At 71.2% G+C, this 10,367-nt stretch carries 10 protein-coding genes; 6 read left to right on the top strand and 4 right to left on the bottom strand.

Features of this window, described 5'->3' with window-relative positions; genetic code table 11:
• The first annotated feature begins 8 nt into the window (after positions 1 to 8).
• The 4 genes from ACWCP0_RS33440 (at position 9) to ACWCP0_RS33455 (ending at position 4,072) form a co-directional block, all read left to right on the top strand.
• On the top strand, positions 9 to 851 hold the full coding sequence (locus ACWCP0_RS33440) for a glutamate ABC transporter substrate-binding protein (protein ID WP_451082511.1): 843 nt from the start codon (positions 9 to 11) through the stop codon (positions 849 to 851).
• A 25-nt stretch (positions 852 to 876) separates the two neighbouring features.
• Positions 877 to 1,542 carry an amino acid ABC transporter permease gene (locus tag ACWCP0_RS33445; RefSeq protein ID WP_451082512.1) on the top strand — a complete coding sequence of 222 codons (666 nt, stop codon included), beginning with the start codon at positions 877 to 879 and terminating at the stop codon, positions 1,540 to 1,542.
• Positions 1,539 to 2,432 (top strand): amino acid ABC transporter permease, encoded by an 894-nt coding sequence (locus tag ACWCP0_RS33450; RefSeq protein ID WP_451082513.1) that lies wholly within the window; start codon positions 1,539 to 1,541, stop codon positions 2,430 to 2,432. The genes ACWCP0_RS33445 and ACWCP0_RS33450 overlap by 4 nt, the downstream gene beginning before the upstream one ends.
• A gap of 143 nt (positions 2,433 to 2,575) precedes the next feature.
• Positions 2,576 to 4,072 (top strand): DUF6056 family protein, encoded by a 1,497-nt coding sequence (locus ACWCP0_RS33455; RefSeq protein WP_451082514.1) that lies wholly within the window; start codon positions 2,576 to 2,578, stop codon positions 4,070 to 4,072.
• Here the strand turns inward: ACWCP0_RS33455 and ACWCP0_RS33460 are convergent.
• Together ACWCP0_RS33460 and ACWCP0_RS33465 are read right to left on the bottom strand one after the other, a co-directional pair.
• On the bottom strand, positions 4,047 to 4,505 hold the full coding sequence (locus ACWCP0_RS33460) for a GtrA family protein (RefSeq protein ID WP_451082515.1): 459 nt from the start codon (positions 4,503 to 4,505) through the stop codon (positions 4,047 to 4,049). The genes ACWCP0_RS33455 and ACWCP0_RS33460 overlap by 26 nt on opposite strands.
• Positions 4,502 to 5,488, bottom strand: a complete 987-nt coding sequence (locus ACWCP0_RS33465) for a glycosyltransferase family 2 protein (RefSeq protein ID WP_451082516.1) — start codon at positions 5,486 to 5,488, stop codon at positions 4,502 to 4,504. Before ACWCP0_RS33465 ends, ACWCP0_RS33460 begins: the two co-directional genes overlap by 4 nt.
• A 137-nt stretch (positions 5,489 to 5,625) precedes the next feature.
• Here ACWCP0_RS33465 and ACWCP0_RS33470 point away from each other — a divergent pair, with 137 nt between their 5' ends.
• Together ACWCP0_RS33470 and ACWCP0_RS33475 are read left to right on the top strand one after the other, a co-directional pair.
• Positions 5,626 to 5,985 carry an ArsR/SmtB family transcription factor gene (locus ACWCP0_RS33470; protein WP_451082517.1) on the top strand — a complete coding sequence of 120 codons (360 nt, stop codon included), beginning with the start codon at positions 5,626 to 5,628 and terminating at the stop codon, positions 5,983 to 5,985.
• Entirely contained in the window at positions 5,985 to 6,623 is a 639-nt protein-coding gene (locus ACWCP0_RS33475) for an SRPBCC family protein (RefSeq protein ID WP_451082518.1), read from the top strand. The genes ACWCP0_RS33470 and ACWCP0_RS33475 overlap by 1 nt, the downstream gene beginning before the upstream one ends.
• A 124-nt stretch (positions 6,624 to 6,747) precedes the next feature.
• On the opposite strand, the gene ACWCP0_RS33480 is transcribed toward ACWCP0_RS33475, so the two are convergent.
• Entirely contained in the window at positions 6,748 to 9,489 is a 2,742-nt protein-coding gene (locus tag ACWCP0_RS33480) for a SpoIIE family protein phosphatase (RefSeq protein ID WP_451082519.1), read from the bottom strand.
• A gap of 426 nt (positions 9,490 to 9,915) precedes the next feature.
• Positions 9,916 to 10,263 (bottom strand): hypothetical protein, encoded by a 348-nt coding sequence (locus ACWCP0_RS33485; RefSeq protein WP_451082520.1) that lies wholly within the window; start codon positions 10,261 to 10,263, stop codon positions 9,916 to 9,918.
• Positions 10,264 to 10,367 lie beyond the last annotated feature (104 nt).

The raw sequence follows: 10,367 nt of genomic DNA on the forward strand, positions 1-10,367 counted from the left end.
TGATCACCATGAAGCTTCAGAAGGCCACCGCGGCGGCCGCCGTCGCGCTCGCGCTGTCCCTGACCGCCGCGGGCTGCGGATCGGACGGGGGAGGCGACACCGGCGCGGACAGCGACGGGAAGAAGATCACCATCGGCATCAAGTACGACCAGCCGGGCATCGGCCTGAAGACGCCGGACGGCAACTTCACCGGCTTCGACGTCGACGTGGCGACCTATGTGGCCAGGCAACTGGGCTACGACTCGGCCGACATCGTGTGGAAGGAGGCCAAGAGCGCCGACCGCGAGACGCTGCTCCAGCGCGGCGACGTCGACTTCATCGTCGCCTCGTACTCCATCAACGACGAGCGGAAGAAGAAGGTCGACTTCGCGGGACCGTACCTCCTGGCGCACCAGGACGTCCTGGTGCGGGCGGACGACAACTCCATCACCAAGCCCTCCGACCTGAACAACAAGAAGCTCTGCTCGGTCGCCGGCTCCACATCGGCGCAGAACGTCAAGACGAAACTCGCGCCCCAGGCCCAGCTCCAGGAGTACGGCGGCTACTCGGAGTGCCTGACCGGTCTCGAGAACAAGGTCATCGACGCCCTGACCACCGACGACTCGATCCTCGCCGGCTACGCGGCGCAGGACCAGTTCAAGGGCAAGTTCAAACTGGGCGGCTTCAAGCTGAGCGACGAGAACTACGGCATCGGTGTGCAGAAGGGCGACACCGAACTCAAGAACAAGATCGACGCGGCTCTGGAGAAGATGGTCGCCGACGGCTCCTGGCAGAAGGCCGTGGAGGCCAACTTCGGTCCGGCCGGCTACAAGAACGAGCCCCCGCCGAAGATCGGCGTCATCGTCAACTGAGGCCACTGGACAGGTGCATCGGACCGTGTTCGACTTCCTCGAGGGCTACGACCTGCTGGGGGCCTTCTGGGCGACCGTGCAGCTGACGCTCTACTCCTCCGTCGGCGCACTCGTCTGGGGGACCGTGCTGGCCGCGATGCGGGTCAGCCCCGTGCCCCTGATGCGCGGCTTCGGCACCGCGTACGTCAACGTGGTGCGGAACATCCCGCTGACGGTCATCATCCTCTTCACCTCGCTGGGCCTGTTCCAGACGCTCGGAGTCAGCCTCGGCGCGGACACGTTCGAGGGGATCAACTTCCGGCTCGCCGTGCTCGGACTCATCGCCTACACCGCCGCGTTCGTCTGCGAGGCGCTGAGGTCCGGCATCAACACGGTGCCCGTCGGCCAGGTCGAGGCGGCGCGCGCCATCGGCCTGAGCTTCACCCAGGTGCTGACGCTGATCGTCCTTCCGCAGGCCTTCCGCTCGGTGGTGGGGCCGCTCGCCAATGTGCTGATCGCGCTGACCAAGAACACCACCGTGGCGGCCGCGATCGGGGTCGCCGAGGCCGCCCTGCTGATGCGGGAGATGATCGAGAACGAGGCCCAGCTCATCCTCATCTCCGCCATCTTCGCGGTCGGTTTCCTCTGCCTCACCCTCCCCACCGGGCTGTTCCTCGGCTGGGTGAGCAAGAAGGTGGCGGTGAGGCGATGACCTCCGTCCTCTACGACGTCCCCGGGCCGCGCGCCAGGCGGCGCAACGCCCTGTACACGGTCGCCTTCCTGGTCGCCCTCGGCGCGCTGCTGTGGTGGGTGGTCCAGAGCCTCGCGGACAAGAACCAGCTGGACTGGGCCAAATGGGAGCCGTTCTTCACCGACCCGCGCATCTGGAGCACCTACATCTGGCCGGGGCTCGAGAACACCCTGATCGCCGCCTCCCTCGCCATGGTCATCGCCCTGCCCCTCGGAGCGCTCTTCGGCATCGCCCGGCTCTCCGACCACAGGTGGGTGTGCGCCGCCGCCGGCGCGTTCGTGGAGTTCTTCCGCGCCATCCCTGTGCTCATCCTGATGCTGTTCGCCAACGCGGCGTACTCCGAGTTCACCGACGTCAGTCCCGACAGCCGCCCGCTCTACGCGGTCGTCACCGGGCTCGTCCTCTACAACGCCTCGGTGCTCGCCGAGGTCGTACGGGCGGGAATCCTGTCCCTGCCCCGGGGCCAGACGGACGCGGCCAAGGCGATCGGCATGCGCAAGGGCCAGACCATGCGGTGCGTACTGCTGCCACAGGCGGTCACGGCGATGCTGCCCGCGATCGTCAGCCAGCTCGTGGTCATCGTGAAGGACACGGCACTCGGCGGTGCGCTGCTCGGCTTCTCCGAGCTGCTGGCATCGGTGCGGCCCATGAGCGCCAACTACGGGGCGAACACCATCGCCAGCTTCACGGTCGTCGCCGTGGTCTTCGTCGTCCTGAACTTCGCCCTCACCACCTTCGCCGCCTGGCTGGAGGGGCGGCTGCGGCGCGGCAAGAAGTCCACCGGAGCGGTGGTAGGCGTCGATGCGGTCGCAGAGGCGGCGGCGCCGGGCGATCACATCGTTCCGAAGTGACACGGTTCACGCCCTGCTCCGCGGCAGGCCGCGGTTGCTCCGTCCGACCGCCGCCGGTTGCGGGCGGCGACGACCTGACGTCGAGTGGGAAGGGCCCGCCGGGCGCCCGGCGGTGAAGGGGGTGTCCGAGAGGCAGTGCGACCATGGCCGTCGGCGCGAAGAGCGTCACCGTCCCGCCGGATGGGGGCGGGCCCCCCGTGCCGCGTTCACGGCTGCTGTCCTGGACCGTGGCGATGTCCCTGCTGCCTCTCGGGCTGCTGGCGTACGCCGCCTGGCTCGGACGCCATGTCAGGCCCAGCGCCGACGAATGGTGCTTCCTGCCCGTCGTGCGCGACCACGGAATCGGGGGTCTGATCGGGAAGTTCTACGTCACCGACAACGGCCGGATCGGCAACGGCCTGCTCGTCGGGCTCTACGCGCAGTTCCCGGTTGCCGGGCACCAGTGGTTCGCCCTGGCCGGCGGGGTCCTCGTCCTCGCGCTGCTCTGGTCCCTCACCGTGCTCCTGCTGCGCCGGGCGGGCCTGGTGACGCCGCGTGGAGTACCGCTGCTCGTGGCGGCCATGGTCACCGCGGTGTTCCTCCTCGCCACGCCCAACACGTACAAGACGTACTACTGGCCCGCCGCCTCCGTCTCGCACACGCTCGCCCCCGTGCTCGCCTGCGCGGCGGTCGTTCCGCTGCTGCGCGCCCGGAGCCGCCGGGGCAGGATCGCCGCCCTGGCCGTCGTCCTGGTGGCGGGGATCTTCGTGGGCACGCTCTCCGAGGAGACCTCGGTCGTCGCGCTCGTGGTGCTCGGCGCGGTCCTTCTGCTCAGCGGCCGCATCGTCACCGCGCGGATGCGGGCCCACGTCCGGCGCTGGGCCCTGCTCGGCATCGCGGGCGTCGCCGTCGGCACGGCCGTACTGGTGACCTCGCCGGGATCGCGCCGGCGCCGCGAACGGTTCGGCGCCGAGACCGCCTCCATGGTCGCCCCCGACACCCTGCTCGCCGCAGCGCGGGCCTATGTGCGCATCCTGGAGACCGTCCTGACGACCTGGCAGTATGCGGGAGCCGTCGCCGCCGGCGTGCTGCTGGGGCTGCTGTGGCGGCCGAGGACGCCCGGTCCCGGGCCTGCCGCACCCGGGATCCTGCGCCCTGCCGGGCGGTTGCTGCTGTGCTCGGGCGCGCTCGCCTTCCTCGTCTCCGGTTACCTCTGCACCGTCGTCACCTATCCCGTCTTCGGCCCCCGTGTGGTGTCCGCCGAACGGACCTGGAACGACTACCTCCTGCTGTACGTCCTGCTCCTGGTGGCGGCGGGCGCCTTCCTGGGGCGTGCACTGCGTACCCGTACGCCCGAGCGGTGGGCGGGCGTGGCGACGGCAGCGGCCGCGGTGGTGTACGCCATCACCGTGGTGGGGTTCGCGGTTCCGCTCCACCAGCTGGGCCAGGACATGCGCGTCCGGGCGCAGCAGTGGGACCGGCAGGACGCGTGGCTGCGCGCCGGGGCCGCCGGCGGCGCGACGGTCCTCCCGTACACCCCGCTGCCGGTGAGCGGCATGCTCGAACCCTTCCGCGCCCAGGGGCGCCTCCCGTGGCCGGCGCGGTGTGTCGCCGACTACTACCGCCTGGACCGGGTCACCTACTCGACGCGCCTTCCGTGACGCGCTCGTTCGTGCCGGAGGTGATGGCCCATCGGGCGAGCAGGAACGAGAGCGGGGTGACGAGCACACCCGCGGCCAGCGCGGCGAGATGCTCGTCCATGCCCAGCCTCGTCACCGCGAGATGGAGCAGGACCCCGCTCCCCACGAGATTGGCCAGGCCCGACAGGGGATACCGGACGAAGGCACGCCAGGTCGGCCTGGTCCGGAGGGTGATGTACGAGTTGAGCAGGAACGAGCCGGTGAGGCTCACCGCGTAGCCCACGGCGTGGGCGGCCAGATAGGGCAGCCAGATGTTCAGCACGGCGTACACGGCGAAGTACACGCCGGTGTTGGCGAGTCCGATCGCGGCGAAAAGGGCGAACTGGAAGAGGGTGAACCGCCACAGGCCGGAAACCCTGGTCCTGGCCGCGGGCGTCCCGTCACGCGCCGTCACGGCTCCGGCCGCACGCGTGCGACGGCCGACGGCGGCAGTCCGGCCGTGCCGCGGGCGGGGCCCGACCGGTCCGTCTCGCGCACCACATAGTGCGGTCGCCGCTTCGCCTCGTGGTGGATCCGCCCGACGTACTCGCCGATGACGCCGAGCGTGGCGAGCTGGATTCCGCTGAGCGCGACGACGGCGGTGATGAGGGTCGCGTATCCCGGTGTCTCGACCCCGTTCAGGACGGTGTTGGCGACGATCCACAGTGCGTAGAGGACGGCGGACAGGAACAGCCAGAGACCGGTGTGGATCGCGAGGCGCAGGGGACGGCTGTTGAAGGACAGCAGTCCGTCGATGCCGTAGTTGATCAGTCGTCGGCCGCCCCACTTGGAGCGCCCACCGGCACGCCGGACGTTCGGGTACGTGAAGCTGACCGTGTCGAAGCCGACCCACGAGAAGAGTCCCTTGGAGAAGCGATTGCCCTCGGGCAGGGACAGCACGGCGTTCACGGCGCGGCGTGACAGCAGCCGGAAGTCGCCGGCGCCGTCCTCGATCTCGACGTCCGTGAAGTGGCGCACGAGGCGGTAGTAGGCGTGGCTGAGCACGGTCCGCACGATGCCCTCTCCCGTGCGGTCGCGGCGCGCGACGACCTGGTCGTAGCCGTGCCGGTGCAGCTGCAGCATGCGGGGGACGAGCTCGGGCGGGTGCTGCAGATCGGCGTCCATGAGGACGACCACGGCGCCCCGGGACATGCGCATCCCGGCGAGCATGGCCGCCTCCTTGCCGAAGTTCCGGCTGAAGGAGGTGTAGCGCACCTGCGGAGCGGCCGCGGCCAGGTCCCGCAGGCGCTCCACGGTGCCGTCGGTGCTGCCGTCGTCGACGTAGCAGATCTCGAAGCGCTCCCCGGTCCGCTCCAGCGCGGCGGTCAGCGCGTTGTGGAAGGCGCCGAGCACCTCGCTCTCGTCGAAGCACGGGACGACGACCGAAATCACTGGCATCTCCCCAGTGGAACGCGGGGAGCGCGACGGGGCTGCCGCACGTACTCCGCCCGGGTGTGCGGGCGGTCCGCGGCACCGGGCGCGCAGCGTATTGTTAAGCGTTGACTTATATAAGCGGCACATGTCATAGTCGGGCCGTGCACGCCTTCGATGTACTGGGGGATCCGGTACGGCGCCGGATATTGGAGCTGCTGGCCGACGGCGAGCAGTCATCGGGCACGGTCAGCTCCGTCATCCGGGACGAGTTCGGGATCTCGCAGCCCGCCGTGTCCCAGCACCTGCGCGTCCTGCGCGAATCCGGCTTCGCGTCGGTGCGTGCCGAGGGCACCCGGCGGCTCTACGCCGTGGACTCCGCGCCCCTGCGTGAGGTGGACGCCTGGCTCGACCGGTTCCGCGGCTTCTGGGAGCAGCGGCTGGACGCGCTCGGTACCGAGCTCGCGCGAGGCAGGCGCGAGCGCCGCAGACGCAACGACGACGAGAACCGGGAAGAGCAGTGATGAGCGACATCGTCGACCAGATCAACGACATCCACCGCGAGGTCGGCCGGCGGCCGGTGGCCGAGGGAGAGGCCCGCACGGTCCTGCTGCGCCGCACCTACGACGCCACGGCCGAGGACGTGTGGGACGCGTGCACCGATCCCGAGCGGATCAGGCGCTGGTTCCTCCCGGTCAGCGGCGAGTTCGAACTGGGCGGCCACTACCGGCTGGAGGGCAACGCGAGCGGGGAGATCCTGCGCTGCGAGCCGCCCAAGCTGCTCAAGGTGAGCTGGCTGTTCGGCGAGAACCCCGGGTTCAGCGAGGTGGAGGTGCGGCTGACGCCGGAGGGCGACGAGCGGACGGTGTTCGAGCTGGAGCATGTCGCGGTCGTCCCGCCGGAGATGTGGGACCAGTTCGGCCCCGGCGCGGTCGGCGTCGGCTGGGATCTGAGCGTTCTCGGGCTCGGACTGCATCTGCGGGGCGGCTCGATCGGCGACCCGTCGGAGTGGGAGGCGTCCGACGAGGCCCGGGAGTGCATGGCCCGAAGCAGCGAGGCATGGGGTGCCGCGTACGGGGCGTCGGGTGCACCGGCCGATGTGGTGGCCGCGGCGGTGCAGGCGACCACGGCGTTCTACGCACCTCCGAAGCCGGAGCAGTGACCGGGCGGCAGCGAGCTCCTCGGGTCTGACGAGGCGGTTGTGACGAGCCGGTGAGGCGAGCCGGCCGTGCTCGGGCGCCGCACGCCGACGAGGGTCTGTCCCTCGCGGCGGCGGCCGCACCGGCTCAGAGGAGTTCGCTGTCCGTGAAGCCGAGCAGCGCCGCCGCCTCCATGTGGGGCGGGGCGCCGTGCAGGGACTGCTCCGCCCAGATGATCTTTCCGTCGGGGGTGTAGCGCACGCCCCAGCGCTCGGCCATCTGGGCCACCAGGAACAGTCCGCGGCCTCCCTCGTCCGTCGTGGCCGCGTACCGCAGATGGGGGGACGTGCTGCTGCCGTCGGCCACCTCGCAGGTCAGGCACTGGTCGTGGATCAGCCGTACCCGGATCGGCCCAGAGCCGTAGCGGATGGCGTTGGTGAGGAGCTCGCTGAGGATCAGCTCGGTTCCGAAGGCCACCTCGGACAGGCCCCAGTCCTCGAGGGTCCGCACGGCCTCGGCGCGCACGCCCGAGACCGCGCTGGGGTCGGACGGCACCTCCCACTCGGCGACCCGGTCGGGGCCGAGGACCCGGGTGCGGGCGATGAGCAGGGCCACGTCGTCCTTCGGACGGGCGGGCAGCAGGGCGCCCAGCACGTCCTGGCAGGTCTCCTCCGGTGTGCGGTCGGCGCGGGCGAGAGTCCGGCGCAGCAGTTCGATCCCGACGTCGATGTCCCGGCTGCGGTCCTCGATCAGGCCGTCGGTGTAGAAGACGAGCCGACTGCCCTCGGCGATGTCCAGTTCCGCGGTCTCGAAGGGCATGCCGCCCAGCCCCAGCGGCGGCCCGGCCGGGAGCTCGGGGAACTCGACCGTGCCGTCGGGGTGGACGAGCGCGGGCAGCGGATGTCCGGCCCGGGCCATGGCACAGCGGCGGGAGACGGGGTCGTAGACCGCGTAGAGGCAGGTGGCACCCGTCATCGACGGCCCGCCCTCGGAGACGCTGTCTGCGCCCTGCTCGTCCTGGTCGATGCGCCCGACCAGATCGTCGAGATGGCCGAGGAGCTCGTCCGGCGGCAGGTCGAGGGTGGAGAAGTTGTGCACCGCCGTGCGCAGCCGGCCCATCGTCGCGGCCGCGTGCAGCCCGTGACCGACGACGTCGCCGACCACCAGCGCCACACGGCTGCCCGGCAGCGGAATCACGTCGAACCAGTCCCCGCCGACCCCGGACTGCGCGGGCAGGTAGCGGTGCGCCACCTCGACCGCGCTCTGCTCGGGCAGGGCACGCGGCAGAAGGCTGCGCTGCAGCGTCACGGCCAGGGCGTGTTCGCGCGTGTACCGGCGGGCGTTGTCGATGGACACGGCGGCGCGGGCGACCAGCTCCTCGGCCAGCGAGACGTCGTCCTCGTCGAACGGCTCGGGCTTCTCCGAGCGCCAGAAGTTGGCCACGCCCAGGATGACACCGCGGGCCTGCAGCGGCACCGTGATCAGCGAGTGGATGCCGTACTCGACGATGTCCCGCGTCCGCACCGGGTCCTGGGCCTGCCAGCCCGGCGCGTCGGCCAGGTCGGGCACCAGCGCTGCCCGTCCGCTGCCGAGCCCGATGGCCTGCGGTGTCGACGGGAGGAAGGCGATCAGCGTGCCGCGCTCGTAGAGCGGTTGGCCGTCACGGATGCCGGAGACGGCGGTGCGCCGCACGGCCGAGGTCGACCCGTTCGGCTCCTCGCCCTGCAGGACCGGGTCGGCGAGGTCGACGGTCACGAAGTCCGAGAACCGGGGGACCGCGACCTCGGCCAGCTCCTCGGCCGTACGGGTGACGTCGAGCGTGGTACCGATGCACACCCCGGCGTCGTACAGGAGCTGGAGGCGCTTGCGGGCCACGTCCGCCTTGCCTGTCAGCGCCTGGAGCTCCGTGGAGTCCCGAATGGTCGCGACCGTGCCCAGGGGGCCGCCGGGGCCGTCGGTGGGCCGCTGGTTCACCACGAGGAGCCGGTTCCCCGCCGTGTGCACCTCGTCCGTCGCCGTGCGGCCGGAGGCCAGCAGCTCGGTGGTGTCCGGGTCGAGCCCTGCCAGTTCCGTGACGGCCTTGCCCTCGCCGTCGGGGCCCAGCCCCAGGAGCCGCTTGGCCTCGTCGTTCGCGAGCAGCAGCCGGCCGTCGCCGCTGACGATGACGACTCCCTCCCGCACGGCGTGCAGGACGGCGTCGTGGTGTTCGTACATACGGGTCATCTCGGTCGGCCCGAGGCCGTGCGTCTGCCGTTTCAGCCGCCGGGTCACCAGCCCGGTACCGGCGGTGGCCAGGGCGAGGCCCGCGGCGCCGGCGCCGAGAATGACCGGTAGCTGGCGGTTCACCGCGCCGGTCACGTTCTTGACCGTGAGGCCGGCGGAGACGAGGGCCACGACCCGGTCCTGCCGGTCGGTGACGGGGACCACCGCCTGCACTTCCTGGCCCAGCGGCCCCTGGACGCTTTCGAGCAGGACCTCGCCTCTCAGCGACGGTTCGATGGTGCCGACGAAGCGCTGTCCGATCCGGTCCGGCTGTGGATGCGTGTAGCGGATCCCGTTGGTGTTCATCACCACGATGAAGTCCACGCCCGCCGCCCGGCGGGTCTCCTCGGTGATCGGCTGGAGCACCCGGGAGGGATCCGGCAGTTTCAGGGTGGCCAGCAGCCCCGGGCCATGCGCAAACGTTTCCGCGACGGCGACCGAGCGGTTCCGGGCCTCGCGCTCGGTGTCGCTCCGGGTCTGCAGCACGAGGGCGAGGATCGCCCCGAGCACAAGCAGGACCACGACCGCCACCTGGAGGACAAAGACCTGCCCGGCGACGCTCCTGGGGCGCTTGCCGATCAGTGGCCGAACCGATACGCCCCGGAATCGGTCGAAGCGCCTGATCACGGTGTTCTTTCTAGCACCGGTGTGCCCGATGGGGCTATACGGGCAGGCCGCCCTCTGGGCGAGACCCGGCGCAGAGCCCGCGCCATGGGCCTGTGAGATGGCTCACATGGCGCATGCTCGCCTGGTTGAGGGCCGACGGGGTGACGCAGCGGTCTGTCCTCGTGACGGAGCGGCGCGCCTTCCTGGGGCTGCTGAGTGACTGCTCCGAGCGGGGCTGCGATCTGGTCGGGGTCGATCTGGTGGGGGTCGATCTGCTGGAGTTCGTGCGCCTTGCCTCCGACAGCAGCCGAGGGCCGCGACGGCCCCGCGCTGTCGCCGGACGGCCGGTGCTGCGCCGCCCTCCGCGGCGTGGCGAACCGGCTGTGCGGGTCGGTCGTGGCCGCGACACGGCGGCTGGCGGTCGGAACCGTGCCCCGCAGACGTGCCTCACGCGCGCGCCGCCGCCGACACCTCGCCCGAACCGGTGATCATGCGGTGCAGCAGGTCCGCGGCGGTGCGGCCGAACGAGGGGTCGTTGATGTGGGTACCCGCCTCCCGGACCTCGACGGCGCTGTCCCGCAGCCCCTCCCGCAGCGCCGTGAAGAGCGCTTCGTCGGCGGCGGGATCGTGGTACGGCCCGTCCGGGGCTCCCAGCGTGGAGAGCCCCCTCAGCGGGACGCACACGGCCGCCGGACCGGTGGCGGCGCGGAGCTTCGCGGCCACGCGCCGGCCGAGTTCCGCGCACTCGGCGGCGGTCGTGCGGATGACGGTGATGGACGGGTTGTGCACCCGCACATGGCGGTCCTCCGTAAGTTGTTAGGCGGCCCGGGAGGGCCGGGTGTGGCTGATGGCAGCTTGTCTCGTGTGACTCGGCAGGAGTGGCCGCCCGGCTCTTCGGG

The organism is Streptomyces sp. NPDC001970 (assembly GCF_053594115.1).